This window comes from Labilibaculum sp., from assembly GCF_041595635.1.
Classification (GTDB): domain Bacteria; phylum Bacteroidota; class Bacteroidia; order Bacteroidales; family Marinifilaceae; genus Labilibaculum.
The window spans coordinates 14,630-38,420 of the sequence record NZ_JBFHJW010000042.1; the positions used below are offsets into that span (position 1 = coordinate 14,630).

Below are 23,791 nucleotides of genomic sequence, written 5' to 3' on the forward strand. Positions count from 1 at the left end.
TAGAACCTAAATTTACAAAATATCGGAGGAAGGGAAAAATTCCCGACCTCCGATATGAAAATATAATGAGAGTTAACTTAGGATACCCAAGCTGCTACTTCTTCTTGACTAGGATTTTTTAATCCCATTTTTAATTTTTTATTCCAACCACAAATATCCTGATGTAGTTTTGTATGTTTTTCTTCCTTAAGAGCTGCCACAGTTTGGAATCCCGCTTTACGGATAATTGGCATCCATTCCTGAGCAATTCCTAATTCCACAAATTTTTCATCACCATCAACTTGAGCTTTTTTCTCTGGTCTCATTTGAGGGAAGAACAATACATCCTGAATAGATTGTGAGTTGGTCATTAACATGGTTAAACGATCGATACCAATTCCCATTCCTGATGTAGGAGGCATGCCATATTCCAGGGCACGAACAAAATCCATATCAATAAACATGGCCTCATCGTCTCCTTTTTCGCTAAGTTTAATTTGATCCTGGAAACGTTCAAGTTGATCGATTGGATCGTTCAACTCTGAGTATGCATTACAAAGCTCTTTTCCGTTTACCATTAACTCGAAACGTTCGGTTAATTCAGGATTGTCGCGGTGTTTTTTACAAAGAGGCGACATTTCAACAGGATAATCAGTAATGAAAGTAGGCTGAATGTAATTTCCTTCACATTTTTCACCAAAAATCTCATCAATCAATTTTCCTTTTCCGAATGATTCGTCAACTTCGATATCTAATTGTTTACAAACATCAAAAAGCTGGTCTTCATTCATTCCGCTAATATCGATTCCTGTGAATTCTTTAATCGAGTCGAGCATCGAAATTCGTTTGTAAGGACGTTTGAAGTCAATTTCCTTATCGCCAACCATTAATTTGGTTTGTCCGTGAAGATCCATGGCTACTTTCTCAATCATCTCCTCAGTAAAGTCCATCATCCAATTGTAATCCTTATAAGCAATATAGATTTCCATGACTGTGAACTCTGGGTTATGCGTACGATCCATTCCTTCGTTACGGAAATCCTTCGCAAACTCATAAACTCCATCAAATCCACCAACAATAAGACGTTTAAGATACAATTCGTTAGCAATACGCATGTACAAAGGAATATCTAAAGCATTGTGATGTGTTTCGAAGGGGCGAGCAGAAGCTCCACCTGGAATTGCTTGCAATATTGGAGTTTCAACTTCTAAATAATCTTTGCTGTTGAATAACTCACGCATTGAATTGATGATCTTAGTTCTTTTTAGGAAAACTTCCTTTACACCAGGATTCACAATCAAATCAACGTAACGTTGACGATAGCGCATCTCAGGATCACTAAAAGCATCGAATATTTTACCATCTTTTTCCTTGACGATAGGAAGCGGACGAACAGATTTTGAAAGAACAGTTAATTCAGTAGTATGGACAGAAGTTTCGCCTACCTTAGTTATAAATACGTATCCCTTAATTCCTATGAAATCACCTATATCCAAAAGTTTCTTGAAAACTGTATTGTATAGGGTTTTATCTTCACCAGGACAAATGTCATCTCTGGTAATGTATACTTGTATTCTTCCTTTTGAATCCTGAAGTTCCAAAAAGGATGCTTTCCCCATAATTCTTCGGCTCATGATTCTACCGGCAATACAAACCTTTTGAAGGTTATTCTTTTCAGGATCAAAATTTTTTAAAATTTCTGAAGAAAAGGTGTTTACATGATATTGTGCCGCAGGAAATGGGTTGATACCCAAGGACTGCATTTCTTTAAGGGAATTCCTTCTAATGATTTCTTGTTCACTAAGTTCTAACGCATTCATCTTAATCTCAATAAAGTTTATTCGGGTGCAAAGATAGTATAATCTATACAAATAATTAATTTCAACAGCTTTACTTGAAGGTTTTGGTGCTTTGCATGCATAAATAAGGATGGAGTAAATATTATTTATGAGTGGAGAGAAGAGATGATTCTATTGAGGTTTCGAATTTATTTTACTTGAGCTTACTGGGTGTTTTTTGATTCTTAAAAATGTGTTTCCTTCAGCTATTGTAAAGCGAAATATATTTATTAATATTGCAGGATAGTAATGATATTTAGACTGAATAAAAATAACCACACGCAACGAATAGGTCAAAAACATGAGGTATTTCAGCAAAAATTAATTTGTTTCGAATACCTTTGCATGTGCTCTTTCGAGTGATAAAATTGTTTTTTGTTATCAGATTTGTTGTGGTAAGTCAAATTGTTTTTAAGGATTTATTTTCTAGGAATCGAATTAATAATTCGATTAACTAGGGAAAATTAAGCATTAGTTAGATGAAAACAAGAAGAAAACCAGATTGGTTAAAAATACAGTTGCCCAAAGGCGACGATTATGCATATGTGAATGGAATTGTAAAAGAACACGGACTGCATACAATTTGTTCTAGTGGAAAATGCCCTAATGTTGGAGAATGTTGGGGAAATGGAACGGCAACTTTTATGATTTTGGGAAATATTTGTACCCGAGCGTGCAAATTTTGTAATGTTCCCACTGGTAAACCTCTTGCTGCCGACTGGAACGAACCCAAAAGATTAGCTCGTTCTATTAAATTAATGGGTTTAAAACACGCTGTAATTACTTCCGTAGATCGTGATGATTTAGAGGATGGTGGTTCTGGTATTTGGGCTGAAACCATTAAATCGATTAAAGAGATCACTCCAGAGACTACTCTTGAAGTGTTAATTCCCGATTTTAATGGAAAATCAGAAGACATTCAACGTGTGATTGATAAAAATCCAGAAGTAATCTCACATAACTTAGAAACGGTTCGACGATTAACTCGAGAAGTTAGAAGTAAAGCGAAATACGATCTCAGTTTAAAGGTTTTAAAACAAATTGCAGATTCTGGAATTGTCGCAAAATCTGGTATTATGCTTGGTTTGGGAGAAACAGAAGAAGAAATTTACCATGTAATGGACGATTTGATTGAAGTAGGTGTTCGGGTAATGACCATTGGTCAGTATTTGCAACCTACTAAAAATCATTTGGAAGTTCAGGAATACATTACACCTGAGGTGTTCAAAAAATACGAGACAGTTGGCTTGGAAAAGGGCTTTTCTTTTGTGGAAAGTACACCCTTGGTACGTTCTTCCTATCATGCCGAGCGTCATGTGAATGCTCTCAATTTAAAACAGACTATAAAAAATGGTTAATACAATATATCAGGATCTTGGATCCATCGATTATATGAAGGCATGGGATTATCAGGAAAAATTATTTACTGAAGTTTTAAGCTCTAAGCAAGCCAATGCAGATCTTCCTGCCGAACAGAAAAAATTATCGAATAATTACCTTTTGTTTTGCGAGCATCCACATGTTTATACTCTTGGGAAAAGTGGCAAGGAACAAAATATGCTTCTTGATTTGTTGCAATTGCAGGCCAAAGAGGCAACTTTCCATAAAATTAATCGTGGAGGCGATATTACCTACCATGGCCCCGGACAAATTGTTGGTTATCCTATTTTAAATTTGGAAACCTACGACATGGGAATTAAAAAATACATCGAAAATTTAGAGCAAGCTGTTATTAACTGTATCGCCGATTATGGTATTGAAGGAAGCCGATTGGAAGGAGCCACTGGTGTTTGGTTGGATGTTGGAAAACCTTCAGTTCGTAAGATATGTGCCATTGGTGTGCGAGTAAGTAGATGGGTAAGTATGCATGGTTTTGCTTTTAATGTGAATACTGATTTAAAATATTTTGAGTACATCAATCCTTGTGGATTTGTTGACAAGGGAGTGACTTCTTTAAAAAAAGAATTGGGCAAAGAGCCTGATATAGAAGACGTAAAACATAATTTAAGAACGCATATTGCTAAACTATTTGATATGACGCTTGAAATTGACTAATTTAGCTAGCCAAATTCTACAGTATGGAAAAAAGATGGGTAATCAATGAGCCGGGAGATGAAGAAACGGTTGCATCACTAATGAAATCACTTGGCGTGAACTACTTAATCGCCAATCTTCTGGTCCAGCGTGGGATTACTACTTTTGATATGGCTAAGAAATTTTTTCGTCCCAATTTAGATGATCTTCATGATCCTTTTCTGATGAAAGATATGGATAAGGCCGTTGAACGGATTGAAAAAGCGATTGCCAATCAGGAAAGAGTCATGATATATGGCGATTATGATGTTGATGGAACTACCTCAGTAGCTCTTGTATATAGCTATTTACGAAAGCACTTCGATTTTATTGATTATTATATTCCTGATCGTTATTCGGAAGGATATGGTGTTTCGAATACGGGGATCGATTACGCAGCAGAGCACAATGTAACTTTAATGATTGCTTTGGATTGTGGAATCAAGGCTGTTCAGAAAATCGCTTATGCGAAAGAAAAAGGCATTGATTTTATCATTTGTGATCATCACACCCCTGGCGATAGTTTGCCAAAAGCTGTCGCTGTTCTCGACCCCAAAAGAGAGGATTGTAACTATCCTTGCGATGCATTATCAGGTTGTGGTGTTGGTTTTAAATTGATGCATGGTTTGTCGAAAAAAATGAACTGGCCTTTTAAGGATTTAATTCCATTGCTGGATTTGCTTGCTGTAAGTATTGCTTCGGATATTGTACCCATTACTGGCGAGAATCGTGTTCTTGCGCATTTTGGCCTAATTCAATTGAATAATTCTCCTCGTTTAGGGTTTAAAACCATTCTTAATTTAGCAGGAGTAGAGAAAGATCTGAGTGTAAATGATATTGTTTTTAAAATTGGTCCAAGAATTAATGCAGCCGGTAGAATTCAATCTGGCAACAGGGCTGTACAATTACTCATTGCAGATACCGAAGAATCAGCCACTTTAATTGGGGATACCATAAATGTGATGAATGAGGATCGCAAGGAATTGGATCATAGTATTACTGATGAAGCCTTAGAGAAAGTAGCCAAAAGTAATCAGCTTCTCGCAAAAAAAAGTACCGTACTTTTTGATCGAAATTGGCACAAAGGAGTTATTGGAATCGTGGCTTCTCGAATGATAGAAACCTACTACAAACCAACGGTTATTTTAACCGAATCGAATGGTTTTGCGACTGGTAGTGCCCGTTCGGTAGATGGTTTTGATTTGTATCAGGCCATTTCAGATTGCAGTGACTTACTAGAGAATTTTGGTGGACATAAATATGCGGCAGGATTAACCATGAAAATTGAAAATGTTGGTGAGTTTCAACGGCGTTTTGAGCAGTACGTGGTTAATAATATTAGTGATGATATGTTGATTCCTCAGGTAAAAATTGATGCTCATATTAAACTATCCGACATTACGCCTAAATTTTATCGTATCATTAAGCAGTTTGAACCTTTCGGACCTAAAAATATGACTCCTGTATTTGTTAGTGAACGAGTTTTAGATTACGGATACAGTCGTGCGGTAGGAAGAAATAAGGAGCATCTTAAGCTTTCTGTTGTGGATGATATTCGTGAAGGTGATGTGAAATCTGGTATTGCTTTCTCAATGGGGAATCTGCATGATAGAATTTCCAGTGGTGTGCCTTTTGATGTTTGCTACTCGCTACAGGAGAACGATTATATGGGAAAAGTGGAAACCCAATTGATGGTTCGGGATATCAAATTTTAATCAATATCTTTTTGTGTTTAAATTCTCTTCGGCACTCGTAAGGGCTCGTAATAGTGTGTGCCTGAATTATTGTATTTCACTATGATTTAAATAGTCAGCATGGAATTCATTATTCGGATTTGTTCTTTTTTGCATCCTTATTATCTTTGCGCCAATTTGTAAAGATTTAAACCAATTTTATGATCCTATCTCAAGAAACGAAAGTGCCGAGCTTCGACAGCCCGGCGAAAAGAATTATTATCGGGATTCAATTCTTATTTGTTGCCTTTGGTGCAACAGTCTTAGTCCCTTTACTGGTTGGTATAGACCCTTCAGTAGCATTATTTACAGCAGGAATAGGAACCTTGATTTTTCATTTAATCACAAAAGGTAAGGTTCCTGTTTTTTTAGGTAGTAGTTTTGCCTTTATTGCACCAATTGTTGCAGCAACAAAACTTTACGGTTTTGCGGGAACACTTTCCGGTTTAATTGCCGTAGGTTTGGTTTATGGTATAGTATCTGCCATAATTAAAGTGTGGGGACTGCGTGTTATCGAGAAAATATTCCCTTCTATTGTTGTAGGACCGGTGATCATTATTATTGGTCTTTCTTTGGCTCCGGTAGCTGTTGGTATGGCTAAAACAAATTGGATTATTGCCTCAGCTTCCTTATTAACAGCTGTTATAATTGTGGTATATAGCCGAGGCTTGATCAAGTTAATTCCCATTTTTGTTGGGATTGTTGTGGGATACTTGCTTTCTATTGTATTGGGCGAGGTCGATTTCACCAGTATACAGGATGCTGCATGGTTTGCTTTGCCTGATTTTGTGCGCCCGGAGTTGAATTGGAGTGCAATTCTTTACATGATTCCTGTTGCATTTGCTCCCATTATTGAACATGTGGGCGATATGTATGCCATCGGCGGAGTTGCCGACAAGAAGTTTGTGAAAGATCCAGGTTTGCACCGAACCATTTTGGGAGATGGTGTTGCTACTGCTTTTGCAGGATTTTTTGGTGGTCCACCAAATACAACTTACTCTGAAGTAACTGGAGCTATTGCTTTAACGAAAGTTACCGATCCCCGTGTGTTGCGAATTGCTGCAATTACAGCGCTTGTGTTTTCGCTAATTGGAAAAGTTAGTGCTTTTCTTAAAACCATTCCTCAGGCTGTATTGGGAGGAATCATGCTTCTTTTATTTGGTATGATTGCTAGTGTTGGTATTAAAACATTGATTGATGCAAATACCGATTTCAGTAAAACCAGAAATCAAGTGATTATTTCTATAGTGCTAACTGTTGGAATTGGTGGTGCTCAAATTACTTATGGGACATTCTCTTTGGCAGGAATTGGTCTTGCATCTTTGGTAGGAGTTGTTTTAAACCTAGTTTTACCAGATACATCGAAACCGATAAAAGGGAGTGAGGAGAAGGAGGAATAAGTCTCACGTCTACTACTAATATAATATGAAAGCCCCAATTGGGGCTTTTTTCATTCTAGTAGGTTCTATCTTTGAAATTGTGGAGATCCTCATAGGCAAATATCATTACTTTTCCTGGATATATTGCAGCTACCTGATGCTTTGTATTTTCTTCCTAAGGTTTTTCTTTTATTCTAGAAAGAGGTATTGTGAGGATTTGAAATTGCAGAAGTGAGTTATTAACAAGCCTGTTAATAACTTGGATTTTATGAGGGCGATGTTTACTAAATTTGTTTCTCCTTTTCTTTTCCATAAAAAACACCCCAAATGTTGTGTCCAACTTTTGGGGTGCAGTTCAATTCGCGAAAAAGGTTTTTAAATATGAATTATTCTATTTGGATAGAATTACTATACAAAATAGAATTTGATAATAAACAGGACGGCAATTACAATCATTACCGGACTTATTTCTTTGTAGCGACCAGTACATAGTTTTAAAGCTACAAATGATAACATTCCAAATACAATACCATCGGCAATGCTGTAAGTAAGTGGCATCATTATAATGCAAAGGAATGCTGGGATAGCTTCTGTGAAATCATCTAAGTTAATTTTCATGATTGGAGACATCATAAATAATCCAACAATAACCAGAGCTGGAGCTGTAGCTGCAGAAGGAATCATTACAAAAACGGGAGCAAATAATAATGCCAATGCAAACATACCAGCAGTTGTTAATGCTGTCATACCCGTTTTTCCACCTTCCGATACACCAGCTGCACTTTCAACGTAAGTTGTAACGGTAGATGTTCCCAGAATAGATCCGAAGAAAGTACCAATAGCATCAGCAAAAAGAGCTTGCTTCACACGAGGTACTTTTCCATCTTCTGTTAACATATCAGCTTTTGAAGCTACACCTACTAAGGTTCCAACTGTATCAAACATATCAACAAAAAGGAATGTAAACAATACAATTGCCATATCGATAGTAAGAATTTGCGAGAAATCGAACTGGAAGAAGATTGGAGATAGTGAAGGAGGTAAGCTTACGAATTGATAGTTTTCTGGTAGGTGTGCAACTCCTAAAATAAGAGCTAAAACAGTTGAGAAAAGGATACCAATTAATAAAGATCCTTTTATGTTTCTTGCAAAAAGAACACCTGTTACTAAAATACCAACTAAACCAACAATAACACTCGGATCTTTCATATCACCAAGGCTGACTAATGTAGCTGGATTATCAACAATAACACCAGAACTTTTTAATCCGATAAAGGCAATGAATAAACCGATTCCTACCGAAACAGCATGCTTCAGGTTTAAAGGAATAGAGTTTACAATTAACTCACGAATATTAAATGCAGTAAGAATTAGGAAGATGATACCTTCAAGAAAAACAGCAGTTAAGGCGAATTGCCAGCTATAACCCATTCCAAGAACTACGGTAAATGCGAAGAAAGCATTTAATCCCATTCCTGGGGCCAAGGCAAATGGTAATTTTGCTACTAAAGCCATTACTAAAGTAGCAATTACTGCAGATAAAGCTGTTGCTGTAAATACAGCGCCTTTATCCATTCCAGTAGCGCTCAAAATATCAGGATTAACCGCTAATATGTACGCCATGGTCATGAAAGTGGTGATACCTGCAACAATCTCGGTACGGAGAGTGGATTTATTTCCGGTGATATTAAAAAACTTATCTAACATGGTTGTTTATTTTTAATTCGGTTTGGATTAGAAATTCCATTTTACAGCTAAAGTAGGACGAACTTTAAAGTCGTCACCAGCGAAATTGTTTGAGATTTCAATCTCACTACCTAAAGAAATATTTTCGGTAGCATTGTACCAGATTTGAGGCTCAGTTATGAATACAAGCTCGTCAGAAACACTACCTGCAGCAATCGCTTCGTCATCACCATTCTCAGACCAAAGGTCAGCAAAACCAGAGAAAGTCATTTTTCCATCGAAAAAGTTCACATACCAGGTTCCTGTAATTTGGAAGTTTGCTTTGCCAGCATCTTTAATAGCTTTGTAACCAGCATAAGTAGAGAATCCCGATTTAGCACCACCTTTAGCGTAGTTTAAACCGAAAATCCAAGCGTCGTTAATTGTGTAACCACCTTGATTGTCTTCGTCAATTTTAAAATTACCTAATCCACCATTGTATTCAATGTGGATACCAATAGGCATTTTTTCAGTTTTCAATACACGAGCAATTTCAAAATATCCTTGGCTAATTCCATTATCGGCATCGTAATCAAAATCAACGAAGGTAAAAGTATTTCCCCATTTGTCCATTTTGAACATTTCGAATGTAGATGTGAATAGATCTCTGTCTAGGTCGCGGTGCAACTGAAAGTTTTGAGCACTAGCTGTTAGTGAAGCTAGAACGGCGAAGATTACAAGTAGTTTTTTCATCTTTTAAATGATTGTTTGGTAAATAAAATAGTTGTAAAATAAAAATGGTTGTTTTAATTCTTTATAATATCGTTAAGATGGCTTACCACTTTTGGACAGCCAGTTGCTTGTAATTTTGTAATGGATTGATGTCCTGCTGCAATTAGAATACATTCGCAGCCTAGTGTTTGTGCTACTTCGAAATCGTGAACTGTGTCTCCTAAAAGGCAAATATCTTTTGGGTTTAGTTGATGATTTTGAATCATCTTTTTCCCATTTTCGATTTTCGAACTCGCATAAATATTATCGATGCCAGAAATTTCAGAGAAAAAAGAGCTGATATTTTCGGCATTTGTCGATTGATTGAGCATATTCTGTTCCATGGCCGATAGAATAAACTGTTGCTTGCCTGCGGCCGAAAAATGGGATAGAAGCTGAATTGCTTCTGGGAATATTTTCGATTTTGGCAATAAAGATGTGTACAGCGAAATAAATTCTTTTGCAGTTACTGCCCAGTTCTCTTTTTCGAAATCGAAACCAATAGTCTCGTAGTAGTTTTTTACCGGAAAACCAAATACATCGCGATAACTTTCAGCAGTAAGCAGAGGAAGCTTTCTTTTGGAAAGAAGTTGGTTTATGCTTTCGAGTCCAATGGAAAGATCATCCAATAGAGTTCCGTTATAATCCCAAATTATGGCTTTGCTGTTTATCATACTTTTTGAGATTTTAGATGTGAGATATTTCCTGTTCTTGCTTTTGTCAGTTTTATTAAACTTTGCGGATTTAGCTGCAATTGTTTTCCTCTGATTCCTGCGCTAATAAAAATGTAGTCGAGCTCGAGGGCGCTTTCATCAACGAAAGTTGGAAAATCTTTTTTCATCCCTAAAGGGGAGCAACCGCCACGAATGTAGCCAGTAAGTTCATGAATGTTTTTCATGGGAACCATGGCACATTTTTTATTACCACTAAGTGTTGCGAATGCTTTAAGGTTAAGTTCTGATGCGCCAGGAATACAGGCTATGATAGTGCCTGTTTTGTCTCCGGAAAGGACAAGTGTTTTAAAGATAAATTGAATATGCTCGCCTGTTTTTTCGGCGACACGCTCTGCACCCAATTCGATTGGATCCACATCGTAGTCGATAATTTTATATTCAATTTTTGCCCGATCTAAAATGCGAGCCGCATTTGTCTTTTTCATCCTTTTGTTTTTTGGCTAGCTTAAAAATATTTATTTTTTAATTTGCTAGAGACTACCAGTTTCCCAGATGATATTTTTAATAAGCCGCAAAATTAATAAAAAATTTAGATTTTAATGGAAGAGTGAATTTGTAATTCGAGTAAATGAATGACATTTATCATTCGCAAAGCTTTGCATAGTTGCTGTCTGGACCTGTTTTAATTTATTTAAAATAAAAACTATAGGTGTAATGGTCATATAATCAAGTGTAAAAGGTGTTTTGTGTAGAAAATGTGTCAAATTTAGATTGTGAGCTGGTTAGGATCGGCTAGATTCTTAATTTTGTTATACCTTTCTAAGGTGAAAATTTAAACCTAAGTATTGTGAAAGTAATCGAATCGCATATTGTTCCAGAAGGGATTGAAAGAATCCGTTTGCAGGATTACGCTCCTTCTATTTTCAGTTCAATTTCTTCTCATCAGGGAATGAAAAAGGCCATTAAGAAGAAAATGGTTTTGGTGAATGGTGTTGCGGCAACAACTGCTTTTTGGGTGGAACCGGGACAGAAAATAGAGTTGTGCGATTTGGAATTGCCTCCAGCAAAAGTTTATGAGCTAAAATTCGATGTAGTTTACGAGGACGATCATATTGCGCTTATTAATAAGCCGGCAGGTATTTCGGTGAGTGGAAATCAGTTCAGAACCATTCAAAATGCCTTGCCTTTTAATTTAAAACCTTCATCATGTCAGGATGCTTTGCACGTTTTTCGACCCGTTCATCGTATCGATAATCCGACTTGTGGTTTATTGCTGATTGCTAAAACTTCACAAGCCATAGGAGACTTGGGAGTGCAATTTGAAAATCGAATGGTTCGAAAGCGATACACAGCTGTGATTATTGGTAGTTTGCCTGACAAAGGAATGGTTGATATGCCTGTAGGTGAAAAGGAAGCGGTGAGTTCTTTTCAGGTGGTGAAGCGAGCTCATTCCATTCGAAATCATACTTTAAGCATGGTTCATTTGTTTCCAAAAACAGGAAGAACACATCAATTAAGAATTCACATGGCTGGTATGGGAACTCCGATTTTGGGCGATAAGTTGTATGGAAGCGAAGGAGAAATTTTACGCAAAAAAGGATTGTTTTTATGCGCTACGGGATTGCATTTTGTGCATCCCTTCACTCAAAATGAGATGGATCTTTCAATTGATCCACCTTATAAGTTTGGTCGTTTTATGGCCATGGAAGAAAAACGATGGAAGAAGTACAACGAAGAATTAAATAATATTTGATTAGTCTTCGTAAAATGCTTCTATTCCAGGATAGTCAAACCTTTTTTTCGCTATTTCCTGTGGGAATATCATGTACTGAACTTCCGCCTCGGTGCAAACTTTGCCATCGGCATTTATAATCTCAGCATGAATGTTTGCAAAACGTCTATTTTGAGAGATTAACTTTGCTCGAATGCATAACTTACCTTTATCGGTAAAAACAGAATTTTTGAACCTTGCATTTAAAGTAGTAGTTACGCCACTGGTTTGGCATTTTATAAATACTACCCAACTGGCAATTTCGTCGAGAATAGTGCTTTGAATTCCTCCATGCAATACATTCTTAAAACCAGCCAAATGAGTTTTTGGTTGCCAGTTTGAAATTACATAATCGCCATCTTCTAAAAATTCCATTTGTAAACCTTGTGTATTTTTTGGCGAGCATCCAAAGCAGTTGCTATTTTCTACTTTGATATAAGGATTGATAATTTTTTTCATATTTTTCAATTTCAGTTCCGAATGTAAGAAAGGATTTTGGAACTGTGAAATTATATGATGTTTTATAGGCGTAATCGGAGTAAAAATTTTACTTCAGACTTCGTGTCCCCGGAAATTTCTGAGTTGCCCGAACCTATTGAGGATTGGTTTGAATATTTGCTTTGAGCATATTTGATGTAGAATTTCAAATTTCGGTTCAATTCCCAATTCATATTAAAATAGAAACGATTTCCTTTTAAATAGTAGGCCGGAACCGAGTAGGAATTGAGGATGTCGTTTTCATAAGCATATATTGCCGAATTGAAAGAGTCTGTGTCGAATAAAGCGTATCGAAGATTGAAAGACAAAGGCAGCTTTTCAAAATGATAGATCAAATCCTGATAAATCAGATAGCCATTTTCATGATCATCTTCTTTTTGGTAGTGGGAGAGTTCTATTCGGTTTCTGATTTCCCATTGATCGCTCATTCGGGCCGATAAGTGAAGTCGGTATTGATTTTTTGTTTGCGTTGTCAGAGCTTTTATTTGCTCTGAGCTATTATTTTCTGGTTTGCTTTCCTGTTTGTATTTAAAGTAAACTGAAATAGATTGATTTGGTGTGTACTCAAGTTGAGAAAAATATTCATGTCCTGCGCTGGGGGAACTGGCAGAGTATCGCAACCAGGGAAATTCAAATTGGTCGTAATATGCTTTAATCGCCCATTTTGGATAAGGATGAAATTCTACCCCCATATAAAAACCTTCCTCATTTTGTGTTTTACTTTGTTCGGCAAAGGCATTTGAAAATAAGGCATGATAATCGGGATCGTAATTTCTGTAAATTACTTCGAAGTTCAGTTGAGGATGCACTTGAATATTGGCTCCCTGCAAAAATGCTCGTCCACCCGATTTACTTTGTGCTGCTTCTCCGTATAGGTGAATGGAATGCAATTGAGTTTGGTAGCAGATGCTGATGTTCTGATTTTTATCGCCTTTAAAATTGTATAAGTTGTAGGCTGCATCGGTACCTACTATTTCGGGAGAGTAAATCGATTGTAAAAAGGATACACCTAATTCGATTTTCTTCCAGTTGGCCAATAGGTAGCTGCCGAAAAGGGTTTCTTTTAAATTGTGCTTTTGTGCAAATTCATTTGCATTTCGATGATATCCAGTATTAACAATGCTGCTTATACCTGATGAAATAGAATCGGAATGTAAGCTTCCATCCTTTTTTTTATAAGAAGTAAATAGAGCGATTTTTATGTTGTTGAAAGGTTTTAGAAGTAGCGATATTCCTCTGTAGAATTGATTTTCATCGGTAGATCTGAAGCTTTTTATTCCTTGAGATTTGTAGGCATGCGAATTACTTAAAGCAGATTTTCCACTACTAAATCCTGACCAAAGACTTACTCCTTGTCCAAATTTAATCTGGTAATCGCCTAGGTTTATTTGTTGTAAAATGCCTTTGGAATTGTATTGAAAGTGGGCCGAGTAGAAATCGAAACCATTTTTATTTTCGCTTTTAAAAAATGGTTCTCCTTTGTCCTTTTCCGATGTGAAACCAAATACAATTTTATTGTCGGCTGATGTATATTGGTAGCGTGAATAATATTTCCACGAGTTTCCCAGGTATTTAGAATCTTCATTTTCGCTCGTGTAGCCTTTTTCTTCCTGTAGCGTTTTTTCCGATTTTAAAAGTAATATTTGCTTTGCTCTTTTTCTCGCATTTAGCTTCTCTGTACTTTGGTCTAGGCTTACAAAAGGAGAAATTAATCTGATAATATCCGATGAAAATCCTGGTATTAATTGCAATTCATATAGACTGTAGATTCTACCTGTGCGTTCACGGTAGGTGATAAAGTTGGCTATCTGATTCTTGTTAAGAATAAATAGTTGATCCAAATCATTTTCGCTTGCACGATTCAAATCAATAGGCTCTAAAAGAAGTTTGTTAAGTTCATCCAGAAAATCGGAATAATCTACTTCGTTTTCTTCGTTTTGTTCTGCAATGGTTTCAAGTAAGTTTTCGATAAAATCATTTTGCGAACTTGTGTTTTGCGAATGACTGAGGCTAGCGAGGCAAATCAGGAATAAAAGAAGAATTAATTTTTTTATTGTCATCATATCATACATTTAAAAAGATATCATGAGATCAGCCGCAGGAGTATAGCCTAATACTGGATGTCTGGAAAACGAAACATTGGCTTTTACCATTTCAAAAGAGAATCCCACACCCATACTAATGGAGTTGGGGTGGTTGTGAACACCAGCACGAAGTGAAATTTTATCTGTGATCGTATATTCCATACCGAATTTAGTTTTCATCTCTTGATCGAGATCTTTTTCAATCTCGGAGGTAATGATGGCTTGTTCGGATAATTTCCAGGAGAGTCCAAATCGTGCAATACAGGGTATTTTATCTTCGTAATCGAAGGTGGTGAAATTGGTTTGGCTAGGGTTGAAAACATGAAATCCCAGATAGATATCAGTTAAAATTTCAGCCAGAATACCTATTTCAAAAGTGTATTGGCTTTGACTTCCATATGATTGGTTCAACTCTTTTTTTATTTGATCGAATTGCAAGCCTGCCCAGAAATGTTTGCCTAAAGCACGGGAGTAGGCAAAGCCTATTTTCGATTCTTTATACAGGTCAAACCCGAATTGTTTGTAGCTTAAACTAAACGTTCCAATTTTACTAGGGTAGTTAAAGTGAAGGGTTTTAGTGCTTAAGTCTTTTGTTTCGAATCGATTTTCGTAGTAGGCCCCAATAGAGATATGTTCCAGTTTTGCCAATACAGCTTGATTGTTGAAAGTTCCCCATTGATCAATTAATGCCACACTAGCATTGCCCATGGAATGAGAACGGGCGCCCGCCAGATGATTTTCATTAGAAGCAAGCAAGTGAATGGGAAGCAGTAGGAAAAGCAGAACGAGTGGGTTTTTCATTGAAATTCGTTTGGTGGAGCATGAATCGAATAACTTTATTGCAACCTTAAGATGATTGTTAGTAGAGGTTAATGGTTGTAGCTATTTATTAGCTATGAAAATTTAGTTTTTAGTAAAGATTTCAACCAATTGATTAGTGTAGTGGCGTTTATTAGGTGCAAAAGCAGCTGCAGTAATCAGTTAGCTAGATTGTGACACTGTTAAATATAATAAAAAAACCACAAAACATAATCGTGTTTTGTGGTTTTTATTGAAAAGTTGTATTGTTCTTAATTTGTCTTGAAATCGTATTGAATAGCAGATAGTTCTTCGTTTGCTTTCACGATTTTTTCTTTTAGACTTTCTTTAAATTCGATCACATTCTTTTGGAGTTCGCTATCGCCAATGGCAAGCATTTGTCCAGCAAGAATTCCAGCATTCATAGCTCCGTTGATACCAACTGTAGCAACAGGAATTCCTGGAGGCATTTGAGCGATGCTCAAAAGAGCATCCATACCATCAAGAGAGGCATTAATGGGAACTCCAATAACAGGAATCGGAGTCATGGCTGCAATTACACCAGGAAGGTGAGCTGCCATTCCCGCACCAGCAATAATAGCTTTTATACCTCTGCTGTAAGCTCCTTTTGCAAATTTTTCAACTTCTTCGGGGGTTCGGTGAGCCGACAAAGCATGAATCTCGAACGGAATTTTAAATTCGTTTAATACTTTGGCTGCTTTTTCCATAACAGGAAGGTCAGAAGTACTCCCCATTATAATGCTAACTTTTGCTTTCATATGGTTTTATTCGTGGATTTAATAAATAAAATGACAAAAAATTGTACTTTTGCACCAAAATTAATGAATAGTTTCGATTCCAGAAAATGCTTGCATTTATTACTGCTTTTTAAAGCGTAAACTTGAAAAAATAGGTAAGTACCATCACGGAATTGAAATGTTTTTCACTTCTATTTTATAGAAAGATATAATTTATTTAACGATATTTTAGGGCATTGCCTTAAATGCCCGATATTTCAAGAAAAAACTTGAAGGGGGAATTCGGACAACTAAGACAAAAATTGAATCAATGAAAACAGTAAAACTTCTGGATCGAGAATTTAGAGTGTCTATTCCTTCTGAGGATATTGACAAGGTAATTTCTCAAATGGCTGAGAAAATGAATAAGGATCTTGCTGGAACAAATCCTTTGTTTATTTGTATTTTAAATGGATCTTTCATGTTTGCATCGGATCTAATGAAACAAATTACAGTTGAAAATGCTCAAATTACCTTCATGCGATTATCTTCATACGAAGGGATGGGAACAACTGGAAAGGTGAAAAAGCTAATGGGTTTCACCGAAGACCTAAAAGACAGAACTGTTGTTTTATTGGAAGATATTGTTGATACTGGAATTACCATTACAAATACTCTCGATCAAATTAAAGATTATGAAGCCAAAGATGTGTTAATTGCTACTATGTTGTTTAAGCCTGAAGCTTTGATTCGTGATGTAAAATTGAATTATGTAGGAATGGAAATTCCGAATGATTTTATTGTGGGAAGAGGATTGGATTATGATGGAATTGGTAGAAACCTTCCTGATGTATACACCGTTATTGAAAAGAAATAAATGTTGAACATTATTTTGTTTGGACCTCCAGGTTCTGGAAAAGGGACACAGTCTAATTTGCTTCAAAAAAAATACGGATTGATTCATCTCTCAACAGGGGATGTGTGCCGAGAAGAAATAAAGCAGGCAACACCTGAAGGGTTAGAGGCCAAAAGGTTGATTGATGGAGGAAATTTTTTTCCAGATAAATTGGCTTATCGGATTGTGGAGAAATTTTTAGATGCAAACAAAGGTGCTAAAGGCTTCGTGTTCGATGGAATGCCTCGTCATGTAGGACAGATTGATGTATTTGATACAATTTTAGCCAAACGAAATAGTGTTGTTGATGTTGTTGTTGAATTAAAAGTGGAAGAGGAAGAGTTAATTCAACGACTTTTAAAAAGAGGCGAATCTTCGGGTCGTTTAGATGATAGTGGACGGGAAGTTATTGAAAAACGCCTTAGAATTTACGATGAGGTTACTGCTCCTATTGCAAAAAAGTATAAGGAAAAAGGAGTATATTATTCCCTCGATGCAATGGGATCATTAAATGATGTGCTTGAACGAATAAGCTTATTGATTGAAACATGTTTAACGGGACAATTAGTTCCGGTTAAAGCACAATAGAAAAAATATATTATGGCTGGGTCTAATTTTGTTGATTACGTAAAAATATTTTGTCGTTCAGGAGCTGGAGGAGCTGGGTCTACTCATCTTTTCCGTGACAAACTGACTATGACTGGCGGACCCGATGGGGGAAATGGAGGTCGTGGAGGACATGTCGTGATACGTGCGAACAAGCAACTTTGGACTTTAGTACATTTAAAGTTCAGTCGCCACGTATTTTCGGGCGATGGTGGCGATGGTGGTGCTAGTCGAAGTACAGGTCGCGAAGGTGAGGATAAAGTAATTGAAGTTCCTTTGGGAACAGTGGCTCGTGATGCAGAAACTGGCGAGGTTATTTTTGATGTAACCGAGGATGGTGAAGAGAAAATATTGGTAAAAGGAGGTCGTGGAGGAATGGGAAATTGGAATTTCCGTTCTTCAACTAATCAAACACCCCGATATGCTCAAACTGGAGAGGAAAGGGTTGAGAGAGCTGTAATTTTGGAGCTTAAGGTTTTAGCTGATGTAGGTTTAGTAGGATTCCCAAGTGTTGGAAAATCCACCTTACTTTCGGTGGTTTCGGCGGCAAAACCAAAAATTGCGGATTATCCGTTTACCACTTTGGTTCCTAATTTGGGTATTGTTTCGTATCGTGATAATCGTTCATTTGTGATGGCCGATATTCCAGGAATAATTGAAGGTGCACACGAAGGAAGAGGTTTGGGATTGCGATTTTTGAGACACATTGAACGTAATTCTGTTCTTTTGTTTATGGTAGGTGCCGATAGCGATGATATTCATAAAGAATACAAAATTTTACTGAATGAATTGAAACAATTTAATCCAGAGCTTCTCGATAAGCAAAGATTGTTGGCGATTACAAAATCAGATATGTTGGATCAGGAATTGATGGATGAAATGAAATTGGATTTACCAGACATTCCCTACGTTTTTATTTCTTCGGTGGCTCAAAAAGGATTGATGGAACTTAAAGATATGGTCTGGAAGGCCATTAATGCTTAAAAAAAATTAGTGAATGGATACCTTAATTCAGTTGGATAAACAATTACTCATTTGGCTAAATAGCAATCACACGGATTTTTGGGATGTGATTATGATGATTTTTACCCGGAAAGAATTTTGGATTCCTTTCTATCTTGTTCTTCTTTATCAGATTTATAAAACAAAGGGAAAGGAAACACTTTTGGGGGATATTGGGTTTGTTTTTATTGGTTGTTTTGTGCGATCAGATTTCAACTCAACTCTTTAAAAATATAATACAGAGGCTTCGTCCAAGTCGCGATCCTTCTCTGGAAGGAGTGGTGAATCTTGCTAATTCGTATCGGGGTGGTAACTATGGATTTGTGTCTTCGCACGCTACCAATTCTTTTGGGATGGCTATTTTTAGCTCGCTTTTATTTCGAAATAAATTTTACACGACCTTTATCTTTTTATGGTCCTTGTTAGTTATTTACACTCGAATTTATTTAGGGGGTCATTTCCCTGGCGATGTAATTGGAGGCATGCTGTTAGGTTTGCTTATTGGTTATGCAGTATATCGTTTGGTTCAGTGGTGGATTTCGTGGCGTAGCGGACCATCTATAGCATCAAAAAACAGAAAAATAAAACTATCTTATGCAGGAGTATGGCTGCTTTTGGGAGTCGTTTCTGTCGAAATTTTGACCATTTGTTTGGTGGTAAAAAAGCTTTTTAAATACGGTATGTTTTAGTTGATTGTGGGCTTATTTTATTTGTAAAGAAAAAATGATAGAGTTGGTTTTTATCTGCTTTTGAAAAACATAATTCTATTTGTATTTTATTTGATATTGGTCTGAATAAATTTATTTTATGCATTCCTCCTTCCTGATTTTTAGTTGGATAAGTTATCTGTAAGCTTGTTTGCTAGCCCTAATGATAGGTGCTTTCAACAGACTGTTGATAAACTGCTTCCGAACGAATCGTTCTTTTAGCTATATTTGTAAAAACGCGATTTTTCATGACTGCAAAATATTCTGAAGACTCAATCCGTACATTAGATTGGAAAGAACACATTCGAAAGCGTCCTGGTATGTATATCGGGAAACTTGGAGATGGATCTTCGCATGATGATGGGATTTACATTTTATTGAAAGAGGTAATTGATAACTCTATTGATGAATTTGCCATGGGAGTTGGCAAATCTATCGAAGTTAGTATTTCCGATAGAACTGTCACCGTTCGAGATTTTGGTCGAGGAATTCCCTTGGGCAAATTAATTGACGTGACCTCTAAAATGAATACCGGCGCTAAATACGATTCTCAAGTATTTAAAAAATCAGTAGGGCTTAATGGAGTTGGAATTAAGGCCGTGAATGCTTTGTCGGATCAATTTATTATTGAATCGTTTCGAGAAGGAGAAGTGAAAAGGGCCATTTTTTCGCGTGGAAATTTGATCGAAGAGAATGAGGTTGAAGCAAGCGAGGAAAAGAACGGTGTGAAAATCGTTTTTCATCCCGATGAGGAATTGTTTTCAAATTATCGTTTCATTTCCGAATACGTAGAAACACTGCTAAAAAACTACGTGTATCTTAATTCAGGTTTGTCTATTTACTTCAATGAAAAAAGATTCTTTTCGAAAAATGGATTGCTAGATCTTTTGACCGAGAATATGAATTCTGAAGGATTGTATGACATTATTCACTTGGAAGGGGACGATATTGAAGTAGCAATGACTCATGGTCGACAATATGGCGAAGAGTATTATTCATTTGTAAATGGTCAACATACTACTCAAGGAGGAACTCACCTTTCCGCCTTCCGGGAAGCTTTGGTGAAGGCAGTTCGAGACTTTTTTAAGAAAGATTTTGATACTTCTGATATTCGTACTTCTGTTATTGCAGCCATAAGTATAAAAGTACAGGAGCCGGTTTTCGAATCGCAAACAAAAACAAAATTAGGTTCTAAAGATATTGGTCCTGAAGGACCGTCGGTGCGAAATTTCATTATGGATTTTGTGACCTCCCAATTGGATAATTTTTTGCATAAAAATCCAATGGTAGCCGAATCTATTCATAGGAAAATTTTAGAATCCGAAAAGGAAAGAAAAGCCATCTCCGGCATTAAAAAAATTGCCAAAGAAAGAGCTAAAACTGCTAATTTGCACAATAAAAAATTACGCGATTGTCGTGTGCACTTTGATACCAAACATGAACAAAAATCGGAAGCTTCCTTGTTTATTACCGAGGGAGATTCAGCCAGTGGATCAATCACCAAATCGAGAAATGTAAATACTCAAGCTGTATTTAGCCTTAAAGGAAAGCCGTTAAATACCTATGGTTTAACGAAAAAGATTGTTTACGAAAACGAAGAGTTTAATTTGTTGCAAGCAGCCTTAAATATTGAGGACGGTTTGGATGGTTTGCGTTATAACAATGTGATTATTGCCACAGATGCCGATGTTGATGGAATGCACATTCGTTTGCTTTTGATCACCTTCTTTTTGCAATTCTTTCCGGATATTGTTCGAAGTGGTCATTTGTATATTCTGCAAACGCCACTTTTCAGAGTCCGCAATAAAAAATCAACACATTATTGTTACAGCGAAGAGGAGAGATTGCACGCTATGAAAGTATTGGGAGCCAATCCTGAAATAACCCGATTTAAAGGTTTAGGTGAGATTTCGCCTGATGAATTCAAATATTTTATCGGAAAGGACATTCGACTCGATCCGGTTGTGATGAAAAAAGATGATTCTGTTTCGGATATGCTTGAGTTCTACATGGGAAAAAATACCCCGAACCGACAGGAATTCATCATTGATAATCTTCATATTGAAAGGGATGAAGTGTAAGTTGATTTCCTGAATTCTTTTTTGAAATAAATAAAGCCAAAATACTTCTATGAATAACGACGAGACAAATGATATGGAAATCCCAGAGGAAAAAGATAAAGCCGTGAATGGTAAACAGTCCGAAGCAATGAGGAATGTAACTTATCTTTCTGGAATGTATCAAAATTGGTTTCTGGATTATGCATCTTATGTGATTTTAGAACGAGCCGTACCATATGTAAATGATGGTCTAAAGCCTGTTCAGCGAAGAATTTTGCATGCCATGAAGCAGTTGGATGATGGACGATACAATAAGGTTGCCAATATCATTGGAAATACCATGCAGTATCATCCTCATGGAGATGCTTCCATAGGCGACGCACTGGTTCAATTAGGACAGAAAGATTTGTTGATTGATATGCAAGGAAATTGGGGTAATATTCTTACCGGCGATTCTGCGGCTGCACCTCGATACATTGAAGCTCGTTTGTCTAAATTCGCACTCGAGGTTTTGTTTAACCCAAAAACAACCAATTGGAAACAATCTTACGATGGTAGAAATAAAGAACCAATAACTCTTCCCGTAAAATTTCCATTGCTATTGGCGCAAGGAGTAGAAGGTATTGCTGTTGGATTGGCATCAAAAATATTGCCTCACAATTTCAATGAATTATTAGATGCCTGCATAGCCTATTTAAAAGGAGAAGAATTTGAACTTTACCCAGACTTTCCAACTGCTGGAATGATCGAGGTAAGCCGCTATAATGATGGTTTGCGAGGAGGAGTGGTTAAGGTAAGAGCAAGAATTGATAAGTTTGACAATAAAACCTTAAAAATATCAGAAATCCCATTTGGCAAAACAACATCATCACTTATCGATTCCATTATCAAGGCTAACGATAAAGGAAAAATTAAGATCAAAAAGATTGATGATAATACGGCTGAACATGTAGAAATTCTGGTTCACTTAGCGAATGGAATTTCTTCTGATACCACCATTGATGCACTCTATGCTTTTACCGATTGCGAGATTTCCATTTCGCCCAATGCGTGTATTGTTGAGGATGATAAACCTAAGTTTATTGGAATTGCAGAAATTTTAAGGCGAGCAGCAGATAATACGGTTGCTTTGTTAAAATTGGAGCTTGAGATTCGCAAAAATGAACTTGAGGAGGCATGGCATTATGCTTCCTTAGAGAGAATTTTTATTGAAAATAGAATTTACCGAGATATTGAAGAATGTGTAACTTGGGAAGAGGTACTTACAACCATTGAAGATGGATTGAAGTCATTTACATTGAATTTAATGCGAGCCGTAACTCGTGATGATATTGTTCGCTTAACAGAAATTAAAATCAAAAGAATTTCCAAGTTCGATATCAATAAAGCAAAAAATTACATTCAATCTATCGAAGATGAGATTGCTGAAATTGAAGTGCATTTGGCAAATATTATCGATTTTACCATTAATTACTTTAAAGCCATCAAGAAAAAGTATGGAAAAGGTCGAGAACGAAAAACCGAGATTCGTAGCTTCGAAAATATTGTGGCAACAAAAGTAGTTGTGGCTAACGAAAAATTATACGTTAATAGGGAAGAAGGTTTTATTGGTACCGCCTTAAAAAAAGATGAGTACCTGTGCGATTGTTCGGATATTGATGACGTGATAGTAATTAGAAAAGACGGAACCTATTTTGTAACTAAAGTGAGTGATAAGTGTTTTGTTGGTAAAAATTTATTGCACATCGCGGTTTTTAGAAAGAATGATAAACGAACCATATACAATGTGGCTTATCGCGATGGAAAGGCCGGAACTTGTTACGTAAAACGTTTTTCGGTAACCAGTATTACTCGCGATAAAGAGTATGATATTACTAAATCAACCGAAGGATCGCGAATTCTTTACTTTAGTGCCAATCCTAATGGCGAGGCTGAAGTAATTCGTGTGGTTCTGAAACCCAAAGCTCGTTTGAAAAAAACAAGTTTTGAATTCGATTTTGCAGAATTGGCAGTTAAGGGACGTGGTTCTATGGGAAATATTTTAAGTCGTAACGATGTTCAGAAGATTACTTTGAAACAAGAAGGTGTTTCCACATTAGGAGGACGAAAAATTTGGTTCGATCCTGATGTTTTACGAATCAATACCGATCATCGTGGTGATTTTATAGGTGAATTTTCGGGTGACGATAGAATTCTTGTGGTTACAAGGGCTTCTTCTTTTCATTTTACAAGTTTCGATTTAAGTAATCATTATCCCGATAATATCAGTATTATTGAGAAATATAAGGAAGAAAAAATATGGTCTGCCGTATTTTTTGATGCTGACCAGGGCTATTATTACCTCAAGCGTTTTACCATGGAAGGAAATGGGAAAGAAGTAAGTTTCTTGGGTGAAAATCCAAATAATAGGCTCGTTTGTTTAACAGATGAACAGCATGCTCGTTTCGAAATTTCCTATGGAGGCAAAAATGAGGATAGACCTAATGATATTGTTGATGGTGAAGAATTTATTGCGGTAAAA

At 36.6% G+C, this 23,791-nt stretch carries 21 protein-coding genes; 12 read left to right on the forward strand and 9 right to left on the reverse strand.

The window, feature by feature from the left end; genetic code table 11:
- Positions 1-77: 77 nt before the first annotated feature.
- A complete protein-coding gene (gene lysS, locus ABYT26_RS12230; RefSeq protein ID WP_372754272.1) occupies positions 78-1,799 on the reverse strand; it encodes a lysine--tRNA ligase in 1,722 nt (573 codons plus the stop codon).
- Positions 1,800-2,296: 497 nt separating this feature from the next.
- Here lysS and lipA point away from each other — a divergent pair, with 497 nt between their 5' ends.
- The 4 genes from lipA (at position 2,297) to ABYT26_RS12250 (ending at position 7,023) form a co-directional block, all read left to right on the forward strand.
- Complete coding sequence (gene lipA, locus ABYT26_RS12235) at positions 2,297-3,175, forward strand: lipoyl synthase (protein WP_372754274.1); 879 nt, start codon at positions 2,297-2,299, stop codon at positions 3,173-3,175.
- Positions 3,168-3,872, forward strand: a complete 705-nt coding sequence (lipB, locus tag ABYT26_RS12240) for a lipoyl(octanoyl) transferase LipB (protein WP_372754276.1) — start codon at positions 3,168-3,170, stop codon at positions 3,870-3,872. The genes lipA and lipB overlap by 8 nt, the downstream gene beginning before the upstream one ends.
- 23 nt (positions 3,873-3,895) lie before the next feature.
- Positions 3,896-5,605, forward strand: a complete 1,710-nt coding sequence (gene recJ, locus ABYT26_RS12245; RefSeq protein ID WP_372754278.1) for a single-stranded-DNA-specific exonuclease RecJ — start codon at positions 3,896-3,898, stop codon at positions 5,603-5,605.
- Positions 5,606-5,784: 179 nt separating this feature from the next.
- On the forward strand, positions 5,785-7,023 hold the full coding sequence (locus tag ABYT26_RS12250) for a uracil-xanthine permease family protein (RefSeq protein ID WP_372754280.1): 1,239 nt from the start codon (positions 5,785-5,787) through the stop codon (positions 7,021-7,023).
- 387 nt (positions 7,024-7,410) lie between these two features.
- Here ABYT26_RS12250 and ABYT26_RS12255 read toward each other — a convergent pair whose 3' ends face one another.
- Genes ABYT26_RS12255 through ybaK form a run of 4 tightly spaced genes read right to left on the reverse strand, consistent with a single transcriptional unit; the run spans position 7,411 to position 10,597 of the window.
- Positions 7,411-8,709 (reverse strand): NCS2 family permease, encoded by a 1,299-nt coding sequence (locus ABYT26_RS12255; RefSeq protein WP_372754282.1) that lies wholly within the window; start codon positions 8,707-8,709, stop codon positions 7,411-7,413.
- Between the two features lie 27 nt (positions 8,710-8,736).
- Positions 8,737-9,420, reverse strand: coding sequence for a DUF5020 family protein (locus ABYT26_RS12260; protein WP_372754284.1), 684 nt, complete (start codon positions 9,418-9,420; stop codon positions 8,737-8,739).
- Positions 9,421-9,473: 53 nt separating this feature from the next.
- Positions 9,474-10,112, reverse strand: coding sequence for an HAD family hydrolase (locus tag ABYT26_RS12265; protein WP_372754286.1), 639 nt, complete (start codon positions 10,110-10,112; stop codon positions 9,474-9,476).
- Complete coding sequence (gene ybaK, locus ABYT26_RS12270) at positions 10,109-10,597, reverse strand: Cys-tRNA(Pro) deacylase (RefSeq protein WP_372754288.1); 489 nt, start codon at positions 10,595-10,597, stop codon at positions 10,109-10,111. Before ybaK ends, ABYT26_RS12265 begins: the two co-directional genes overlap by 4 nt.
- A 362-nt stretch (positions 10,598-10,959) precedes the next feature.
- Between ybaK and ABYT26_RS12275 the strand changes: the two genes are divergently transcribed.
- Entirely contained in the window at positions 10,960-11,865 is a 906-nt protein-coding gene (locus ABYT26_RS12275) for an RluA family pseudouridine synthase (RefSeq protein WP_372754290.1), read from the forward strand.
- On the opposite strand, the gene ABYT26_RS12280 is transcribed toward ABYT26_RS12275, so the two are convergent.
- The 4 genes from ABYT26_RS12280 to purE all read right to left on the reverse strand — a co-directional run bounded on the left by ABYT26_RS12280 (position 11,866) and on the right by purE (position 16,042).
- Positions 11,866-12,342, reverse strand: a complete 477-nt coding sequence (locus tag ABYT26_RS12280; RefSeq protein ID WP_372754292.1) for a PaaI family thioesterase — start codon at positions 12,340-12,342, stop codon at positions 11,866-11,868.
- 62 nt (positions 12,343-12,404) lie between these two features.
- Positions 12,405-14,444, reverse strand: coding sequence for a ComEA family DNA-binding protein (locus ABYT26_RS12285; protein WP_372754294.1), 2,040 nt, complete (start codon positions 14,442-14,444; stop codon positions 12,405-12,407).
- 9 nt (positions 14,445-14,453) lie between these two features.
- On the reverse strand, positions 14,454-15,266 hold the full coding sequence (locus ABYT26_RS12290; RefSeq protein WP_372754296.1) for a hypothetical protein: 813 nt from the start codon (positions 15,264-15,266) through the stop codon (positions 14,454-14,456).
- A 269-nt stretch (positions 15,267-15,535) separates the two neighbouring features.
- Positions 15,536-16,042 (reverse strand): 5-(carboxyamino)imidazole ribonucleotide mutase, encoded by a 507-nt coding sequence (gene purE / locus ABYT26_RS12295; protein WP_372754298.1) that lies wholly within the window; start codon positions 16,040-16,042, stop codon positions 15,536-15,538.
- Positions 16,043-16,331: 289 nt separating this feature from the next.
- Between purE and hpt the strand changes: the two genes are divergently transcribed.
- The 7 genes from hpt to ABYT26_RS12330 form a co-directional block, all read left to right on the forward strand.
- Complete coding sequence (hpt, locus tag ABYT26_RS12300) at positions 16,332-16,877, forward strand: hypoxanthine phosphoribosyltransferase (protein WP_372754300.1); 546 nt, start codon at positions 16,332-16,334, stop codon at positions 16,875-16,877.
- A complete protein-coding gene (locus ABYT26_RS12305; RefSeq protein ID WP_372754302.1) occupies positions 16,878-17,483 on the forward strand; it encodes an adenylate kinase in 606 nt (201 codons plus the stop codon).
- Positions 17,484-17,495: 12 nt separating this feature from the next.
- Positions 17,496-18,485: a GTPase ObgE gene (gene obgE / locus ABYT26_RS12310; protein ID WP_372754304.1), complete on the forward strand. Its 990-nt coding sequence runs from the start codon at positions 17,496-17,498 to the stop codon at positions 18,483-18,485.
- Positions 18,486-18,498: 13 nt separating this feature from the next.
- Positions 18,499-18,732 (forward strand): hypothetical protein, encoded by a 234-nt coding sequence (locus tag ABYT26_RS12315; RefSeq protein ID WP_372754306.1) that lies wholly within the window; start codon positions 18,499-18,501, stop codon positions 18,730-18,732.
- Positions 18,701-19,192 carry a phosphatase PAP2 family protein gene (locus ABYT26_RS12320; protein WP_372754308.1) on the forward strand — a complete coding sequence of 164 codons (492 nt, stop codon included), beginning with the start codon at positions 18,701-18,703 and terminating at the stop codon, positions 19,190-19,192. The genes ABYT26_RS12315 and ABYT26_RS12320 overlap by 32 nt, the downstream gene beginning before the upstream one ends.
- A 266-nt stretch (positions 19,193-19,458) precedes the next feature.
- Positions 19,459-21,291: a DNA topoisomerase IV subunit B gene (locus ABYT26_RS12325; RefSeq protein WP_372754310.1), complete on the forward strand. Its 1,833-nt coding sequence runs from the start codon at positions 19,459-19,461 to the stop codon at positions 21,289-21,291.
- A gap of 49 nt (positions 21,292-21,340) precedes the next feature.
- A partial coding sequence (locus ABYT26_RS12330) for a DNA gyrase/topoisomerase IV subunit A (protein WP_372754312.1) occupies positions 21,341-23,791 on the forward strand: 2,451 nt, incomplete at its 3' end.

What these genes read in the sequence shown, in the direction of transcription:
- ABYT26_RS12285 (WP_372754294.1), bottom strand. Translation starts at nt 14,444, where the DNA reads ATGATGACAATAAAAAAATTAATTCTTCTTTTATTCCTGATTTGCCTC.
- ABYT26_RS12305 (WP_372754302.1), top strand. Translation starts at nt 16,878, where the DNA reads ATGTTGAACATTATTTTGTTTGGACCTCCAGGTTCTGGAAAAGGGACA.
- lysS (WP_372754272.1), bottom strand. Translation starts at nt 1,799, where the DNA reads ATGAATGCGTTAGAACTTAGTGAACAAGAAATCATTAGAAGGAATTCC.
- ABYT26_RS12325 (WP_372754310.1), top strand. Translation starts at nt 19,459, where the DNA reads ATGACTGCAAAATATTCTGAAGACTCAATCCGTACATTAGATTGGAAA.
- ABYT26_RS12250 (WP_372754280.1), top strand. Translation starts at nt 5,785, where the DNA reads ATGATCCTATCTCAAGAAACGAAAGTGCCGAGCTTCGACAGCCCGGCG.
- ABYT26_RS12255 (WP_372754282.1), bottom strand. Translation starts at nt 8,709, where the DNA reads ATGTTAGATAAGTTTTTTAATATCACCGGAAATAAATCCACTCTCCGT.
- ABYT26_RS12290 (WP_372754296.1), bottom strand. Translation starts at nt 15,266, where the DNA reads ATGAAAAACCCACTCGTTCTGCTTTTCCTACTGCTTCCCATTCACTTG.
- ABYT26_RS12280 (WP_372754292.1), bottom strand. Translation starts at nt 12,342, where the DNA reads ATGAAAAAAATTATCAATCCTTATATCAAAGTAGAAAATAGCAACTGC.
- ABYT26_RS12315 (WP_372754306.1), top strand. Translation starts at nt 18,499, where the DNA reads ATGGATACCTTAATTCAGTTGGATAAACAATTACTCATTTGGCTAAAT.
- ABYT26_RS12260 (WP_372754284.1), bottom strand. Translation starts at nt 9,420, where the DNA reads ATGAAAAAACTACTTGTAATCTTCGCCGTTCTAGCTTCACTAACAGCT.
- recJ (WP_372754278.1), top strand. Translation starts at nt 3,896, where the DNA reads ATGGAAAAAAGATGGGTAATCAATGAGCCGGGAGATGAAGAAACGGTT.
- hpt (WP_372754300.1), top strand. Translation starts at nt 16,332, where the DNA reads ATGAAAACAGTAAAACTTCTGGATCGAGAATTTAGAGTGTCTATTCCT.
- lipB (WP_372754276.1), top strand. Translation starts at nt 3,168, where the DNA reads ATGGTTAATACAATATATCAGGATCTTGGATCCATCGATTATATGAAG.
- purE (WP_372754298.1), bottom strand. Translation starts at nt 16,042, where the DNA reads ATGAAAGCAAAAGTTAGCATTATAATGGGGAGTACTTCTGACCTTCCT.
- ABYT26_RS12265 (WP_372754286.1), bottom strand. Translation starts at nt 10,112, where the DNA reads ATGATAAACAGCAAAGCCATAATTTGGGATTATAACGGAACTCTATTG.
- obgE (WP_372754304.1), top strand. Translation starts at nt 17,496, where the DNA reads ATGGCTGGGTCTAATTTTGTTGATTACGTAAAAATATTTTGTCGTTCA.
- ybaK (WP_372754288.1), bottom strand. Translation starts at nt 10,597, where the DNA reads ATGAAAAAGACAAATGCGGCTCGCATTTTAGATCGGGCAAAAATTGAA.
- lipA (WP_372754274.1), top strand. Translation starts at nt 2,297, where the DNA reads ATGAAAACAAGAAGAAAACCAGATTGGTTAAAAATACAGTTGCCCAAA.